This is a genomic window from Bacillus sp. 1780r2a1 (assembly GCA_024134725.1).
GTDB lineage: Bacteria > Bacillota > Bacilli > Bacillales > Bacillaceae_H > Priestia > Priestia aryabhattai_A.
In genome coordinates, this window is the sequence record CP099863.1 from 1,465,689 (window position 1) to 1,482,785 (window position 17,097).

15 protein-coding genes and 1 riboswitch are annotated in these 17,097 nt (G+C 37.4%); of the genes, 11 read left to right on the forward strand and 4 right to left on the reverse strand.

The features are described from left to right. Positions 1 to 15: 15 nt before the first annotated feature. The 4 genes from NIZ91_07385 (at position 16) to NIZ91_07400 (ending at position 4,340) form a co-directional block, all read left to right on the forward strand. The gene (locus NIZ91_07385; GenBank protein ID USY56468.1) at positions 16 to 642 is read left to right on the forward strand and encodes a response regulator transcription factor; all 627 of its coding nucleotides are present in this window, start codon (positions 16 to 18) and stop codon (positions 640 to 642) included. A 137-nt stretch (positions 643 to 779) separates the two neighbouring features. Further along, positions 780 to 2,444, forward strand: coding sequence for an alpha-glucosidase (locus tag NIZ91_07390; GenBank protein USY56469.1), 1,665 nt, complete (start codon positions 780 to 782; stop codon positions 2,442 to 2,444). Positions 2,445 to 2,609: 165 nt separating this feature from the next. Beyond that, positions 2,610 to 3,755: a class I SAM-dependent RNA methyltransferase gene (locus NIZ91_07395; GenBank protein ID USY56470.1), complete on the forward strand. Its 1,146-nt coding sequence runs from the start codon at positions 2,610 to 2,612 to the stop codon at positions 3,753 to 3,755. Between the two features lie 105 nt (positions 3,756 to 3,860). Then, positions 3,861 to 4,340, forward strand: a complete 480-nt coding sequence (locus NIZ91_07400) for a hypothetical protein (protein ID USY56471.1) — start codon at positions 3,861 to 3,863, stop codon at positions 4,338 to 4,340. 13 nt (positions 4,341 to 4,353) lie between these two features. On the opposite strand, the gene NIZ91_07405 is transcribed toward NIZ91_07400, so the two are convergent. From NIZ91_07405 to ugpC, 4 genes are read right to left on the reverse strand one after another with little or no spacing between them, the layout of a single operon-like run. Further along, positions 4,354 to 5,166 (reverse strand): carbohydrate ABC transporter permease, encoded by an 813-nt coding sequence (locus tag NIZ91_07405; protein USY56472.1) that lies wholly within the window; start codon positions 5,164 to 5,166, stop codon positions 4,354 to 4,356. A 12-nt stretch (positions 5,167 to 5,178) separates the two neighbouring features. Then, positions 5,179 to 6,129 carry a sugar ABC transporter permease gene (locus NIZ91_07410; GenBank protein USY56473.1) on the reverse strand — a complete coding sequence of 317 codons (951 nt, stop codon included), beginning with the start codon at positions 6,127 to 6,129 and terminating at the stop codon, positions 5,179 to 5,181. Beyond that, entirely contained in the window at positions 6,113 to 7,348 is a 1,236-nt protein-coding gene (locus tag NIZ91_07415) for an extracellular solute-binding protein (protein ID USY56474.1), read from the reverse strand. The genes NIZ91_07410 and NIZ91_07415 overlap by 17 nt, the downstream gene beginning before the upstream one ends. Before the next feature lie 24 nt (positions 7,349 to 7,372). Then, on the reverse strand, positions 7,373 to 8,470 hold the full coding sequence (gene ugpC / locus NIZ91_07420) for a sn-glycerol-3-phosphate ABC transporter ATP-binding protein UgpC (protein ID USY56475.1): 1,098 nt from the start codon (positions 8,468 to 8,470) through the stop codon (positions 7,373 to 7,375). A gap of 275 nt (positions 8,471 to 8,745) precedes the next feature. Here ugpC and NIZ91_07425 point away from each other — a divergent pair, with 275 nt between their 5' ends. The 7 genes from NIZ91_07425 to NIZ91_07455 all read left to right on the forward strand — a co-directional run bounded on the left by NIZ91_07425 (position 8,746) and on the right by NIZ91_07455 (position 17,097). Next, complete coding sequence (locus NIZ91_07425; GenBank protein USY56476.1) at positions 8,746 to 8,931, forward strand: hypothetical protein; 186 nt, start codon at positions 8,746 to 8,748, stop codon at positions 8,929 to 8,931. Between the two features lie 211 nt (positions 8,932 to 9,142). Further along, positions 9,143 to 11,080, forward strand: a complete 1,938-nt coding sequence (locus tag NIZ91_07430) for an ATP-dependent DNA helicase (protein ID USY56477.1) — start codon at positions 9,143 to 9,145, stop codon at positions 11,078 to 11,080. Positions 11,081 to 11,222: 142 nt separating this feature from the next. Continuing rightward, entirely contained in the window at positions 11,223 to 12,740 is a 1,518-nt protein-coding gene (locus tag NIZ91_07435) for a carboxypeptidase M32 (protein USY56478.1), read from the forward strand. A 124-nt stretch (positions 12,741 to 12,864) separates the two neighbouring features. After that, positions 12,865 to 12,966: riboswitch (purine riboswitch) on the forward strand. 107 nt (positions 12,967 to 13,073) lie between these two features. Beyond that, positions 13,074 to 13,667 (forward strand): xanthine phosphoribosyltransferase, encoded by a 594-nt coding sequence (locus NIZ91_07440; GenBank protein USY56479.1) that lies wholly within the window; start codon positions 13,074 to 13,076, stop codon positions 13,665 to 13,667. 1 nt (position 13,668) lies between these two features. Continuing rightward, the gene (locus NIZ91_07445) at positions 13,669 to 14,979 is read left to right on the forward strand and encodes a purine permease (protein USY56480.1); all 1,311 of its coding nucleotides are present in this window, start codon (positions 13,669 to 13,671) and stop codon (positions 14,977 to 14,979) included. Positions 14,980 to 15,272: 293 nt separating this feature from the next. After that, a complete protein-coding gene (locus NIZ91_07450) occupies positions 15,273 to 15,812 on the forward strand; it encodes a GNAT family N-acetyltransferase (protein USY56481.1) in 540 nt (179 codons plus the stop codon). 196 nt (positions 15,813 to 16,008) lie between these two features. Then, positions 16,009 to 17,097 carry a type III polyketide synthase gene (locus tag NIZ91_07455; GenBank protein USY56482.1) on the forward strand — a complete coding sequence of 363 codons (1,089 nt, stop codon included), beginning with the start codon at positions 16,009 to 16,011 and terminating at the stop codon, positions 17,095 to 17,097.

Genomic DNA, 17,097 nt, shown 5'->3' on the forward strand with positions numbered 1-17,097 from the left:
AAAGGAGAGCTGTTTTTGATTAACGTATTGTTAGTTGATGATCATGAAATGGTACGAATAGGCGTCTCAGCGTATTTGTCTGCTCAGACAGATATTCACGTTGTCGACGAAGCTGCTAACGGTGAGCAAGCGGTAGAGAAAGCACTAAAGCATCGTCCAGATATCATTTTAATGGATTTGGTGATGGATGGTATGGATGGCATTGAAGCAACAAAGCTCATTGTTGATCAGTGGAGTGAAGCTAAAATCATCATTGTAACGAGCTTTTTAGATGATGAGAAAGTGTATCCAGCACTTGAAGCAGGGGCATCTAGTTACCTGTTAAAAACGTCTAAAGCGAGCAAAATTGCGGAAGCTATTCGCGCTACATATGCAGGAGAGACTGTGCTTGAGCCAGAGGTAACCGGAAAAATGATGACGAGAATGCGTCGTCCCTCTTCTCCGCACGAGTTGTTAACTGGACGTGAAATGGAAATCTTGTTGCTTATGGCACAGGGGAAAACAAATCAAGAAATTGCCGATGAGCTATTTATTGCTTTAAAAACGGTCAAAACTCATGTGAGCAATTTACTAAGTAAGCTCGATGTACAAGATCGTACGCAAGCGGTTATCTATGCCTTTCAACATAAGTTAATTAAATAAAAGCGAAGGTCTCCTTGAAACCTTCGCTTCTTTTTTTTATAAAATAGCTGTTTTTTTATTGCATTTCAGTATAAAATGATGGTAGCGCTTTATATGCTAGCGCTTACTTGTATGGAATGTTGTGAGGAGTTGAACAAATGGAAAAGAAATGGTGGAAGGAAGCCGTAGCGTATCAAATCTATCCGCGTAGCTTTAAAGATTCAAACGGAGATGGAATTGGTGATATTCAGGGCGTCATTTCAAAGCTTGATTATTTAAAAGATCTCGGGATTGATGTTATTTGGATTTGTCCGATTTATCAATCACCAAATGACGATAATGGTTATGATATTAGTGACTATCAAGATATTATGAGTGATTTTGGTACCATGGCAGATTTTGATGAGCTGTTAGAGGAAGTTCATAAACGAGATATGAAATTAATTATGGACTTAGTTATTAATCATACATCTGATGAGCACCCTTGGTTTGTTGAAGCGCGTTCTTCAAAAGATAATCCTTATCGTGATTATTACATTTGGCATGAAGGTAATGATGGCAATGAACCAAACAACTGGGAGTCCATTTTCAATGGTTCTGCTTGGGAGTTTGATGACGAGACGAAAGAATATTATCTGCACGTATTTTCAAAGAAACAGCCCGACCTAAATTGGGAAAACAAAGCGGTTCGACAAGAGCTATATAATATGGTGAATTGGTGGCTGGATAAAGGAATTGATGGGTTCCGAGTAGATGCTATTTCGCATATTAAAAAAGTACCTGGTTTTCCAGACTTACCAAATCCAGAAGGTTTAGATTATGTACCTTCGTTTGAAGGCCACATGAATCGTCCTGGTATTCAAGAACATTTAACAGAATTAAAAGAAGAGACATTTGCTAAGTATGATATTATGACAGTTGGTGAAGCAAATGGCGTTACGTGGGACGATGCTGACGAATGGGTAGGCGCTGAGAGCGGTAAGTTTGATATGATTTTTCAATTTGAACACATGGGACTTTGGGATAAAGGAGAAAGTGAACCTCTAGATTTAATTGAGTTCAAAACAATCTTAACAAATTGGCAAAAAGGTTTAGCACAAATTGGTGGTTGGAATGCACTTTATCTTGAGAATCACGATCACATTCGTTCAATCAATAAGTTCGGTAGCATGAAATACCGTGAAGAAAGTGCAAAATGCTTAGCTGCACTCTATTTCTTAATGCAGGGTACACCTTTTATCTATCAAGGCCAAGAGTTAGGAATGACAAACGTAAAGTTTGATCGCATCGAAGATTATAATGATGTAGGTATGATAAATTACTATCGTATTCAACGTGCAAAAGGTCAGGATCATGAAGAAATCATGAAAGTGATTTGGGAAACAGGTCGTGATAATTCACGTACACCAATGCAGTGGGATCGTACGAAAAATGCTGGTTTTTCAACAGGAACACCTTGGATGAAAGTAAATCCAAACTATGTTGATATTAATGTAGAGAAGCAGATTTCAGACGAAGAATCGATTTTAAATTTCTATAAAAAGCTTGTGGCGTTACGTAAACAGCATGAAGTATTTGTCTACGGAACGTATGATTTATTGCTAGAAAATCATCCTGCAATTTATGCATATACGCGTACGCTAGATGACAAAAAAGCAATTGTTATATGTAACGTATCTTCTAAGCAGCAAGAATTTAAGTTGCCAAAAGAAGTGAAGGTTAAAGAAGAAGAACTGCTTATTCACAATTATCAAGTAGCAACCGATGAGATGGTTCAAGAGTTTACATTACAACCATACGAAACACGTGTTTATTTTGTATAATAATAAAGGTTAGTGCAAACGATTGCGCTTATTTTGAGGCTCACATATGTGGGCCTTTTCTAATTAGTTTAAGCATTTTCTTTTTGAAAGCTTTTGACTACCGCAAGTGGATATGGTACTTTTACACGTAGTATTCATTATTAGAGAGTAAAATGAGGTTGAAAAATGACAAAGTATAAAATTATTGCAACCGCTGCAATGGGAATTGAATCACTTGTAGCAAAAGAAGTTCGTGCATTAGGCTACGAATGTGAAGTAGATAATGGAAAAGTCATCTTTGAAGGTGATGAATTAGCCATTGCGAGAGCAAATTTATGGCTGCGCACGGCAGATCGTGTGAAAATTGAAGTTGGTCAATTTAAAGCACGTACGTTTGATGAATTATTTGAAAAAACAAAAGCCCTTGATTGGGGCCGTTACTTACCGGTGGATGCGGAGTTTCCGGTGTCGGGTAAATCGGTAAAGTCAAAGCTTTTTAGCGTGTCTGATTGCCAAAGTATCGTAAAAAAAGCAATCGTTGATAAAATGAAAAAGCATTATAGTATCACAACAGGTTGGCTTGAAGAAAAAGGGGCTACGTTTAAAATTGAAGTAGCACTGCTAAAAGACATTGCAACAATCACAATTGATACAAGTGGAGCAGGTTTGCACAAGCGTGGCTATCGCGTTGGACAAGGTGATGCACCGTTAAAAGAGACGCTAGCTGCAGCATTGGTTATGCTGACGCCTTGGAATCCCGATCGTCCATTTGTTGACGCATTCTGTGGTTCGGGAACGATTGCGATAGAGGCAGCGTTAATTGGTCAAAACATTGCACCTGGCTTTAATCGTGACTTTATTTCAGAAGAGTGGCCTTGGATGTCTCAAGAAATTTGGGATAAAGCACGCGATGAGGCAGAAGAATTAGCAAACTATGATCAAGAGCTAGATATTGCTGGGCATGATATTGATCATCGTATGATAAAAGTAGCGCAGCAAAACGCATTTGAAGCTGGCCTAGGAGACTTAATTCAATTTAAGCAAATGCAGGTGCGTGACTTCACGACTCCAAAAGAATATGGAATTATTGTTGGAAACCCACCTTACGGGGAGCGTCTAAGCGATCGCCCTTCTGTCGAAACGATGTACGCAGAGATGGGTGATGCGTTTGCAAAACTTGATACATGGTCTGTTTTCATGCTGACGTCTCATGAGCAGTTTGAACAGTATTACGGCAAGCCCGCGACTAAAAAACGTAAACTTTTTAACGGATTTATTAAAACTGACTATTACCAGTATTGGGGACCTCGTCCACCTCGTAAAACAAATTAATCTAACTGGAATACACATGCTTACTTCTTAGCATGTGTATTTTTTATGGGAAATCTTCAATAATCCAAATTATTCTGTACATACTACTAAAAGAGGTGGGAGCAGTTGAAGATATTTAAAGAAGCAAAAATATTCTTTGGTAGTATGATTGTTTTATCTTGGTTAACAGTTCCTTTTTTAGGTGCAAAATACATTAAAAAATATAAATACGCAGTTGGATTCATTTCTGTATTTATTTTTATAGAAAGCTTCGTGGCTAAAAAATTTAAATGGTGGTCGTTTCCAAGGCCTCCTTTACGCTATCTTACGGGAGAAATGGCGCTAGTTTTGGGACCTTTCATTCCAGGATCTTTGTGGATTATGAGACTTACATATGGAAGATTTGGCCTATATATGCTGTTGAACTTAATCGCTGATTGGCTTTTTATTTATCCATTTCAGGCCATGACAAAGAAACTTAAGATGTTTCAATTTGGAACGGTTGAAAAGCCGCAACTTCTTGGCATTTTTCTTTTTAAAGCTGTATTGATGTATGGATTTCAGTATTTTATCGTTGAAAAGTCTAATAAAGAGGGTCCATCATGATGATGGACCCTCTTTACTTTACTGCACCAGCCGTCATGCCAGCGATGAACAAGCGCTGCAAGAATAAGTACGCAATAATTAAAGGAATAGATGATAGCACTACCGCTGTAAAGAGCATGGGATAGTTTGTCAAGAATTCCCCTTGGAAGTCTAGCAGTGCTATTGGTAAGGTTTTTACTTCTTTTGATTTCAATAATAGAAGAGGGAAGAGTAAATCGTTCCAAACAATAACAAAAGAAAAAATTCCTATCGTTGCGAGAGACGGAATAGAAAGCGGTATGGCAACCTTGCTATAAATTTTCCATTCCGAAGCTCCGTCTATACGAGCGGCTTCAAACAGTTCTTTCGGAAGAGTCTTCATAAAGCCCGTTATGATAAAAACACCAATTGGTAATAAAAAGCTAATCGATACTAGAATGACCCCTGTTAACGTATTTAACAAATTTAGCGTGTTCATTAGCAAAAAGACAGGGATCATAATTACTTGTGTTGGAACAATCATGCCAACAATAAAGAAACTATAAACAATCCATCCAGATTTTTTAGGAAGTTGCACAATAGCGTAAGCAATTAGACTCGCCAGTAGCAAGATGAAAAATGTACTAATTACAGTAACAATTGTACTGTTTTTCATATAGCCAAATAGAGGTTCTGAAATAAGCAGATGTTTATAGTTCTCAAGCCTCCAACTAGTTGGAAGACCGATGGGACTATTGTATAACTCTGGCGTCGTTTTAAAGGTTGTAAAAAGAACAAGCGTTAATGGAATAATAATGATAACGCTATAAGCTAAGAGCGTGAGTTGTTTAAATACTTTAGAAAACATAAAAATCTCCTTTTATATTTTTGTCAGCTTCAAAATTTTAAACTGTAAAAACGTTAATAGCCCGATAATCAGCATGAAAATAACTGATACCGCTGAAGCATAGCCAAATCTGAAATTAATAAAGGCTTCGTGATATAAAAAGGTAGATAGAATTTCAGTTGCGTTTGAAGGTCCACCGTTGGTCATAGCCAAGATTAAATCAAACGCTTTAAAACTTTGAATAGTTGTATAAGCCACAACCATAATGGTCGCTGGTGCTAGAAGTGGCCACGTAATACGTATAAAAACCTGCCATTTTGAAGCACCATCAATACTCGCTGCTTCAAATAACTCTTTAGGAATAGCTTGAATCCCTGCCACAAAGATGATGAGCATTTGCCCGGTATGTGCCCAAAACTGCACAAATGCCAAGCTGAAAATGGCTATTTTTCCGTTACCTAACCATGACTGTGTTAAATTTTCTAAGCCAATTTTAGTCAAGAATAAATTAAGGCCACCTATGTTGGGATCGTACATAAAATTCCATGTGAATGCGATTGAAACAGACGAAATAATAGTAGGTACAAAAAATAGAGCACGATAGAATGTGTTTAAGCGTGACTTTTTATAAAGAAGTAAAGCTAGACATAGGCTTAAAACCGTTTGGAAAATAAGCACAGTAAGCGTGAATTTTAAGTTTGTTGAAATGGATTGTTTAAAAATAGCATCACGCGAAAATAGTTCAATGAAATGATCAATTCCTATAAATGAAAATGAAGTAGACAAGCCGTTCCAGTCCGTTGTACTTAAGAACAAAGCGGCTATTGTTGGAAAAACAAAAAATATGCTATAAAGAGCGGCACCTGGAAGAATAAATAACCAAATACCTAGTTTGGAAATACGAAAATAAGAAAGAACAGAAGCAGAGAAAGAGGGTGCTTTCTCTGTTTCTGTCGCCAATGATGTGTTATTGTGCAACGACACGATCAACCTCTCCTTGTGCTTTTTTAGCTGCTTCTGTAGGGCTAACTCCCGATAAAACATCCTGTACAGACGTTTCTACAGCCTTAGTAACTCGTTCATTTAAAATGGTAAAGCGAGGCTGGAATACAGTTTTCTTTTCAGTCCACTTTGCGCTTTCTTCTAGCTCAGGAGACTTATAGCTTACATCCTTTGTAGTTAAAAGCTGTCCAGTTGCGTTAGCGTATTCTGATGCAATCTCAGGTTCAGCTAGAAAAGCTAGAAATGTTTCTGCAGCTTCTTTGTGTTTTGATTTTTCAGCAATTCCAAGCAAAAATGTAGTGGTATGAACACCTTCATAAACTGCATCTTTTTCATCAACAGTAATTGGAGCGAGTAATCCTTGATTAATTTTAGGGTTTTGCTGTTTGACAGTGGCCATCATGTAAGATCCTTGTGCAAGCATCGCACCTTTTTCTTGAGCAAAAAGCGCCGCAGCACTTTCTTTTTTTGTACCTAGAGCATCTCTTTGGAAATACCCTTTATCGTTTAGTTCTTTAATCTGAGAAAGTGTTTTTACGTACCAATCATCCGTTAGCTTGCGCTTACCTAGTTCAACTTCATGAAGCGCATTTTCAGTCGGTTGGTTGTTCATAATCATCGGATTAATAAATTGAGATGGACTCACATCACCAGAGAATAAAATCGGCGTATAGCCATTTTTCTTTAGCGTTTCTGAAACCGTTAAAAATTCATCCCAGCTTTTAGGGACCTCTAAGTTTAATTTGTTGAAAATATCTTTATTGTACACAGGAATATTGTAAACAAGTTGATAAGGAAGGGCATATTGGTCGTTTGCTACTTTTCCAACTTGAATTAACTTTTCATCAAAAGATGACAATAGCTTTTCATCTGTTAGCTTTGAAAACCCTGAAGCTTTTTGGATGGTATTAAATTGGCTACCTGGAAAGCTTGCGAAAACATCAATTCCTTCTCCAGATAATAAAGAGCCCTGAATTTGTGACTGATAAGAGTCAGAAGGGAATATAGTCATATCTACTTTTATAGTTGGATTTTCCTTTTCAAACTTTGCAATAATTTCATCAAACGCTTTTGTATCTTCTCCACGCCAGTGAGTAAAGTTAATAGTAACTTGATCGGCTTTTCCTGATGATTCACTGCTTTTACTGCACCCTGCAATTAAGATAGAGAGTGTTAAAAATAGCATTAATAGTTTTTTCATAAAATAAGTCTCCTTTTTATAAGGTTAATTTTCAGTTATCTCAATTCGGACACTTGAGTCTGAATCAAAAAAGTGCGCGTGAGTAAGTAATAAGGTAATGTGAATACGTTGGCCTGTCTGCAGCGTATAATCTGCAGGAACTTTCACAGTTAATTGCTGCTCATTTACCTCGGTATATACAATGTAATCAGCTCCTAAAAGCTCAGCTACTGCAATCTGTGTATGGATAGAATGAGCTTCTGCTTTCATGCTGATTGTTACATGTTCAGGACGGATACCGAGGATTACTGTTTGATTGTTGTAGCCTTGCTTATGTAGCTGAGCAGCTTGATAAGGTAAAAGTGGGAGAACATATTCACCAAACACAAACTGTTTATTTTTTATAATTCCTTTAATAAAGTTCATGCCAGGAGTTCCAATGAAGCTTGCTACAAATAGGTTAGCTGGTTGTGTATAGACTTGCTTAGGCGTACCCACTTGCTGGATTTTTCCATCTTTCATTACGACTAGACGAGTTCCCATTGTCATGGCTTCTGTTTGGTCGTGAGTGACGTAAATAACGGTTGCCTTTAGGGCCTTGTGAAGCTTGGTTATTTCCGCTCTCATTTGTACACGAAGCTTAGCATCCAAGTTTGATAATGGTTCGTCCATCAAAAATAACTGAGGCTGACGAACAATCGCTCTGCCTAGAGCGACACGTTGGCGTTGACCACCAGACAGCGCTCGAGGTTTTCGATTTAAATAATCTTCTAAGCCTAATATTTTAGCTGCGTGCACCACCCGCTCATGAATGTCCCCTTTTGGAAACTTTCTAATTTGCAGGCTGAACGCGATGTTATCATACACTGTCATATGCGGATATAAAGCATAGTTTTGAAACACCATTGCAATATCCCGTTCTTTTGAAGGTAGGTCATTTGCTTGCTTGCCACCAATGAAAAGAACGCCTTCAGATATGGATTCAAGGCCAGCAATCATACGAAGGGTTGTCGATTTTCCACAGCCTGAGGGTCCGACAAACACGATAAACTCTTCATCTTCCACTTTAAGATTAAAATCTTCAACAGCATTTAATGATGGAGAATAGCGTTTGTAAATATGTTCGAGTTGTAAAGTAGTCATCTGCATCTCCTTTTCAGAAGCTTTTATTTTGAAAAAAATAAAAGCTTCTAACAGTCCATTAAGAAAAAGGTTTCCTAAGGACTATTAGAAGCTTTCGGTTGACCGGTAAGCATTCTTAATAAGTTTTAATTTTCAAATTTATATGTATTTTAAAGTCTATTATTCTTATCTGTCAAGTGTGTTTTTGAAATAACCTTTTTCTATGAATAAACGAACAGAGTTCTGTATAAAATAATCTTATAACTGTTTTTATAGAGAGAAGGAGAGTGTTTGAGATGGTCCGACCAAACGAGCATTTTTTAATAATTCGTCAAGCATTAGAAAATAGCTATCAGCATATGCAGCAAGGAGGAGAACTTTCTCCAGACCTTATGAATCAATTTGAACAGGCTAAAGCTGAATATGAAGCTGCTTTAAACTTTATTTCATCCACGGACTCGTGTTTTCGCCCACTTTCTTAATGCAAGTAGCTCTTATATATGATATTAATACCTTAAGCTCTGCTTTTGCAGAGCTTTTTATTGTTTACGTTCCTATAATAATAGATATTGACAATCCTTTCTCAATACTAGATAATTAAGTTTTGCTTGAGTTAGTTATTTACGGTTGAAAAATGAATAAATTTACCTTTTGAAAGGTTTATATTTACATAGTTAAAGGAGTCATTAATCAATGATGAGAGAGCGATTGCCTTTTACAATTGGACGAGATGAGAATTTTTTTGATAAGTTGAATGAATGGATTGGAGACGTGTTTTACGATCACCTTCCAGATGCAGGTTTAGAGCTTCGAGATGAGCAAATCTTTATGGCCTTTCAAATTGAACGAGCGTTTAAAGAAAAAAATGTTATCTTTGCAGAAGCTGGGGTAGGTACGGGGAAGACGATTGTTTATCTTTTATATGCAATTTGCTATGCGCGCTATGTTGGCAAGCCTGCTATCATTGCCTGTGCAGATGAAACATTAATTGAACAGCTTGTAAAGGCAGAGGGAGATATTGCAAAGCTATCAAAGATCCTGGATATTAACATGGATGTTCGCCTTGCAAAATCGCAAGATCAGTACCTGTGCTTAAAGAAGCTAGATGCAGTTACAAGCCGAACAGATAATGAAAACATTGAAGAAATCTACGACACATTACCTGATTTTGTACATGACCATAGCGGCATGCAGTCGTTTTATCATTATGGAGATCGTAAAGAGTATCCGCACCTAACGGATGAAGAATGGCAGCAGATTAACTGGGATTCTTTCCAAGATTGCTCATCCTGTGATCAGCGTCACCGATGTGGTTTAACTTTATCACGTGAACATTATCGCAAAGCTACGGATTTAATTATTTGCTCTCATGACTTTTATATGGAGCATATTTGGACAGTTGAAGCTCGTAAACGTGAAGGTCAGCTACCGCTCTTACCAGAAAGTAGCTGCGTTGTGTTTGACGAAGGACACCTGCTTGAATTTGCAGCGCAAAAAGCTTTAACGTACCGAATTAAAGAAGATACGCTTGAGAACTTGTTAACGCGTTTATTAGAAAATGATGTGCGTGAAGAATTAGCACTGAAAATTGAGCATACAATCGATGTGTATTCACTATTTTTCGATGCGCTTAGTGAGGCAAGTCAAGATATTGTTGGATCTAATCGTAAGCAAATTGAGCGTACAAGCCGTGTGCAAAAGGTTGGAAAAGAACTACTTGGCCTTTTAGAACATATTGGAAACGAACTTGTTTTTGAAAGTGAAACCTATACGGTTGATGAATATACGCTTCGCATTGTCGATGAGTATTTAGATCAAATTGACTATTCAATGCGTCTATTTATGGAGAATGAAAATGCAATTTACTGGCTTGAAGAAAAAGATTGGCAGCTAACGCTTGTTATTATGCCACAGGCTGTTAAAGACGTATTAAAAGAGCGCGTGTTCTCTAAGAAGATTCCATATATCTTTACGTCAGCCACGCTTTCAGATAACTCATCATTTGACTATTTAGCATATAGTTTAGGAATTGGAAAACCTTTATCGTTTTCAGTAGAGTCTCCGTTTGATTATGAAGAAAAGATGGAGATTACCTGCAAAACAGTAGCAGCCGGAAGCGAAGCGTTTGCTGAAAAATATGCTTATGCATTGAAACAGCTTAAAAGAACAAATGGACGAGCGCTGCTACTATTTAATACACGTGAAGAGTTAGCACTATTTAAAGAAGCATCTAAAGAGCTAAGCGAATATACGTTTTTATTTGAAGGAGATCAAGAAATTAGTAAGTTAGTTTCTCAATTTCAGCGTGAAGAAGAAACAATCTTATGTGCGGTTCATCTTTGGGAAGGTCTTGATATTCCAGGTCCGTCACTTTCAAATGTTATTTTATGGTCACTTCCATATCCGCCAAATGATCCGGTATTTGAAGCTAAGCGAAAACAGGTTGCTGATGCATTTTGGGATGCAGATATGCCTTATATGCTGCTTCGTTTAAAGCAAGGTGTGGGACGATTAATTCGTTCGCATGAAGATGAAGGCTTGATTACTATTTTCATGCCGGAGAATACGGATGATAAAGTGCAAGCGATTATTGAAAAGAATTTACCTACAGCGATAAAAGTTCGCGCTTAATGATATGAGGATAGTTTGTCTTATACAGACGGCTATCCTTTTTTGTTTAAAACCTTTAAACTAAAAGCAGAGAATCAAATGATTCTCGACTATATGAAACAAGTGTATAGTAGGTTAGTAAGTAAAAAGGGGAGGGTTTTTGATGAACGAAAATATTCAGCTTGTAGAGCAAAATTTTCATGAATTCATGAAAAAAATTAAAAGTTATCATGAAGCGATGGGTGTGATGTATTGGGATTTACGTACAGGTGCACCGAAAAAAGGAGTGGAGCAGCGTTCTGAAGTAATTGGCATGCTGTCTTCAGAAGCGTTTAAGCTATCTGTTTCTAATGAAATGGCTTCATTCATTCAGCAGTTGACTGCTGATACCGCTCAACATTACATATCTGATACGACAAAGAAAGCGGTAAAAGAGTGTCAAAAAGAATACGAGCTTAATAAAAAAATTCCGGCTGACGAGTATAAAGAATACGTTGTTTTAACTTCTAAAGCTGAATCTGTGTGGGAAGAAGCAAAAGATAAAGCAGATTTTCAAATGTTTCAACCGTATTTAGAGAAAATCGTAGCGTTTAACCAAAAATTTGTAGAATATTGGGGATACGAAGGTAATAAATATAACCGCTTATTGGACCTTTTTGAACCAGGAATGACGGTGGAAATCTTAAATGATGTGTTTGGTCAGCTCCGCAATCGAATTGTTCCACTTGTCCAAAAGATTGCAGATTCATCTAATAAGCCAGAAACAGCCTTTTTATTTAAGTCTTTTCCAAAAGATAAGCAGCGTGAATTCAGCTTAGCGATTTTAAAAGAGCTTGGCTATGATTTTGAAGCTGGTCGTTTAGACGAAACGGTTCATCCATTTGCAACGGGCTTAAATCCAGGAGATGTAAGAATTACAACTAAATATGACGAAAAGGATTTTCGAACAGCAATCTTTGGTACCATTCATGAATGCGGCCATGCTTTATACGAACAAAACATTTCAGAAGATCTAGTTGGCACAGTGCTTTGTGAAGGTACATCAATGGGCATTCATGAGTCCCAATCGCTCTTTTATGAGAAGTTTGTGGGCAAAAACTTTTCATTTTGGAAGCGCAACTACGATGTAATTAAAAAGTATTCAAGCGGTCAGTTTGAGAACGTATCATTAGAGGATTTCTATCGAGCAATTAATCAGTCACAGCCTTCATTGATTCGTATTGAAGCGGACGAATTAACGTACCCACTTCACATTATGATTCGCTATGAAATTGAAAAAGGCTTAATAAACGGTGACATTGAAGTAAAGGACCTTCCTGAGATTTGGAATGATAAATATGAAGAATATTTAGGTGTTCGCCCAAATCACGATGGAGAAGGTGTGCTTCAAGATGTACACTGGGCAGGTGGAAGCTTTGGGTATTTCCCTTCTTATGCGCTTGGTTATATGTATGCTGCTCAGTTTAAAAACGCTATGCTAAAAGACTTACCAGATTATGATGAGCTGTTAGAGACCGGTGATGTTAAAGCAATTACAAACTGGTTAACGTATCACATTCATCAGTATGGAAAAGCGAAAAAGCCGTTAGAAATCTTGCATGATGTAACGGGAGAAGGTTTAAACGTCAATTATTTAATTGATTATTTAGAAAAAAAATACACAAAAGTATACTCTCTTTAATAGAAAAGACGAAGAAGATAAGAGTGATCTTATCTTCTTTTGTGATTTTCACGAACGTTTTTAGAAATTTTAATATAAAATGTTCGATAAAAGGTTTTCAAACATGCAGAATATTGGTATACTAAACACAACTCAATAACGCACTCATATAATGACGAGAATATGGCTCGTAAGTTTCTACCAAACCACCGTAAATGGTTTGACTATGAGTGAGCGGTGAAACTTTTGGCTTTCGTCTGATAGGTTAGCTCAAAAACATTGCTCTACTCATACGTGGGTGTAGCTTTGTTTTTGAGCTTTTTATTGTGAAAAAGAAGTTGGAGGAATTATAAGATGAAAGCATTACAAGAAAAGATTTTAACAGACGGTATCGTATTATCAGATACGGTCTTAAAAGTTGATACGTTTTTAAATCACCAGATGGATCCAATTCTTATGAAAGAAATTGGAGAAGAGTTTGGACAGCGATTTGAACAAGAAGGTATTACAAAGATTTTAACCATTGAATCATCTGGTATTGCTCCAGCAATTATGGCAGCACTGAAGCTTAATGTAGAAATGGTATTTGCTCGCAAGCGTAAATCACTAACGCTACAAGAAGGGTTAATTACATCAAAAGTATATTCCTTTACTAAAAAAGAAGAAAACGAAATTTCCGTTGCTGAAAAGTTTATTTTACCAACTGATCGCGTATTAATTATTGACGATTTTTTGGCAAATGGACAGGCTGCACTTGGCTTAATGGATATTGTTAAAAAAGCTGGTGCTGATGTAGGAGGCGTAGGGATCGTTATTGAAAAAGCTTTTCAAGATGGCGGTCGCTTAGTTCGTGAAACAGGTGTGAAGGTTGAATCACTGGCACGCATCGAATCACTAAAAGGCGGACAGGTTACGTTTGTTCCTACGAAGCAAGGAGTGACATCTTAAAATGAAAAATGGAAAAGTTTTGTCATTAGGGTTACAGCATGTTCTAGCGATGTATGGTGGAGCAATTGTCGTGCCTTTAATCGTGGGCGGTGCAATTGGATTAACGCAGCAGCAGCTGACTTATTTGGTCGCAATTGACTTGTTCATGTGTGGAATTGCTACGCTTCTACAGGTTTGGAAAAATCGCTTCTTCGGTATTGGCTTGCCCGTTGTACTGGGATGCACATTTACTGCTGTAGGCCCAATGATTCAAATAGGAAGTTCATATGGTGTTTCGAGTATATATGGTTCAATAATTGTGGCAGGACTTATGGTTGTTATTTTATCAAAATACCTTGGTAAGCTTGTTCGTTTTTTCCCGCCGCTTGTCACTGGTTCTGTTGTTACAATTATTGGAATAACGCTTATTCCTGTAGCAATGAAAGACTTGGCTGGTGGAGAAGGAAGCGCAGATTTCGGAAGCTTAAGTAACTTAACACTTGGGTTTGGGGTACTGTTACTTATTATTTTATTATATCGTTTTACAAAAGGCTTTATGAGATCAGTGTCTGTATTGGCAGGTTTGATTGCTGGAACCATTGCGGCATCGTTTATGGGGAAAGTAGACTTTTCAGGTGTTCGTGATGAAGCATGGGTTCACGTTCCACACTTTTTTTATTTTGGAATGCCTACGTTTGACGTGACGGCTATTTTAACAATGTTTTTAGTGCTATTAGTGGGGATTGTTGAATCGACAGGTGTGTACTTTGCGGTTAGTGATATTTGCAAAGAAAAAGTAACAGAAAAAGATTTAGCTGGCGGATATCGTGCAGAAGGATTAGCTATTACCCTGGGGGGCTTATTTAATGCATTTCCTTATACGGCTTATTCTCAAAATGTAGGGTTACTTCAGCTTTCGGGTGTTCGTACTAAAAACGTAGTGTTTGCAGCGAGCGGTATCCTAATTGTTCTTGGACTTATCCCGAAAATTGCTGCGATTACAACCGTAATACCAAGCCCTGTATTAGGGGGCGCAATGGTGGCGATGTTCGGAATGGTTATCTCATCGGGTATTAAAATTTTAAGCGAAGTGGATTTACAAAAGCAAGAAAATCTGCTGATTATTGCATGTTCTATTGGAATGGGACTTGGTGTAACGGTCGTACCAGACTTATTTGCACAGCTTCCAGAAGGAATTCAAATCTTAACTGGAAATGGAATTGTAGCAGGTAGCTTTACGGCTATTATTTTAAATATTGTCTTCAACGTACTGGCGGTTTCAAAAGTAAGAAATGGAGAAGTATCCGTACAAAAAGAAATGTTAACAAAATAAAAGTAGAAAGCTCTTAATGCTTGTCTAACACAAGCATTAAGAGCTTTTTTGTTTAATAATTTGAATATTTCTATTTATTTTACTTTATGTAAACCATTTGCAAAGTGCAAAAGGATGTGCAAAAATAAATTTTCCTAAAAGGGTTTAAAGGTATAAACGCTCTGGGTATATCAAAAAAGCAGTGGTCTGCTTATTGGACAACATGCGAAAATAAACATTTCCAATGGTAAAGTAGCAAATTAAACAAACAATAAGAAAAAGTGATTATTGAATGGTTAGAGGAGTTGATATAGATGATTACAGCAGAAAAAGATACGGTAACATTTGTAGCAAAGGATGGACGTGAAGTCACAATACGTCCAGCAGAACCCCGTGATGCAAGAGAGATTACAACAGCTGTGGAAGAAATTATTAAAGCAGGAGAGTTTATTCAAAAAGACGCGCCAAAAACAGTAGAAGAAGAACAGCAGTTTATTGAGAGTGTATCAAAGCAAGGGCATATGTATGTTGTGGCGGAAGTGGAAGGTGAAGTTGTTGGGATTGCGCGCGTTCTTCGCGGTGAAATTCGAATGAAACGTCATAGTGGGCTTTTCCGTACATGGCTAGTTTCAAAAGTACAAGGTATGGGAATTGGCAAGCAGTTAATGGACTATACGTTAAATTGGTGCAAAGAAAATGACATGCACAAGCTATCGTTAACGGTATTTGCCTCTAATGAAGTGGCGTATAAATTGTACGAAAAAGTCGGCTTTAAGACAGAAGGGGTTATGAAAGAACAAGCTTATATTAATGAGGAGTACGTGGACGAAATATATATGTCTGTATTCTTTTAAATAAATAGACAAAAACCAAAAATTTCATGTTCAATACTAAGGAAAATACGTTATACTAAACGTGTGCGCAACAAATAAAACTTCTTCAAAACGAGGCTTTTCCATATCTTATGGAAAAGCTTTTTTATTTTTTATTGAGAATAAATTTCTAAAAAATTACAAATGGTATACATAACGAATTAAAGAGGTGAGACGCATGCCTAAAATTATGTCAACTGGATTTTGTATACCTCCATATGAGCTGAAGCAATCGGATACTGCACAGTTTGCAAAGGATCTATTTGCCGAATCATTTCGAGACATTAATCGCTTGTTAACGGTATTTGAAAATGGTCAAATTGAAACCAGGCACTTTGCTAAAGGGATGAAGTGGTTTCAAGAAGACCACACGTTTGAAGAGAAAAATAATGCATTTATTGAGTGTGCAATTGAACTTGGCGTAAAAGCTGTTGAAAATTGCTTGACGAATTCAGCTTACCTTTCTGGGAATGTCCCCTATGAAGAAATTGATGCAATCTTTTACATTTCTACTAGCGGGCTTGCAACACCGAGTATTGAAGCCAGGATTATGAACGAGCTTCCCTTTTCACCTCACACGAAGCGTATTCCAATTTGGGGCCTTGGCTGTGCAGGAGGAGCTTCAGGTGTATCAAGAGCACATGAGTATTGCTTAGCGTTTCCAAAAGCAAAGGTACTTGTGCTTTCAATTGAACTTTGTAGCCTGACATTTCAGCGTAATGATCGTTCAAAAAGCAATCTGATTGGTACATCTTTGTTTGCTGACGGAGTAGCAGCTGCTTTAATTGCAGGAGATGAATCGGATATGACCGCTTCAAAATTAGACACGCTGCCAGCAACATTACATACTCAGTCTACTCTAATGCCAGATTCTAAGGATGTTATGGGCTGGGATATTCGAAACGACGGTTTATATGTTATTTTTTCAAAAGACATTCCAACGATTATTGATTCTTGGCTGGGGGATCAAGTCCAAACATTTCTAGCGAGTCATAATTTAACGACGCAAGACTTGCGACATTTCGTAGCACATCCTGGTGGGAAGAAGGTATTAGAAGCTTATCTATCTACGCTTTCACTTGAAGACTCAATGATTGACCACTCTCTTCATGTGTTAAAACATCATGGGAACATGTCATCAGCAACCGTTTTGTACGTATTGGATCGATTCATGAAAGAAAAAATTCCAAGCGGAGAATACGGCGTCTTAACAGCGCTTGGACCAGGTTTTAGCTCGGAGCTCGTTTTACTTCAGTGGAGGGAATAA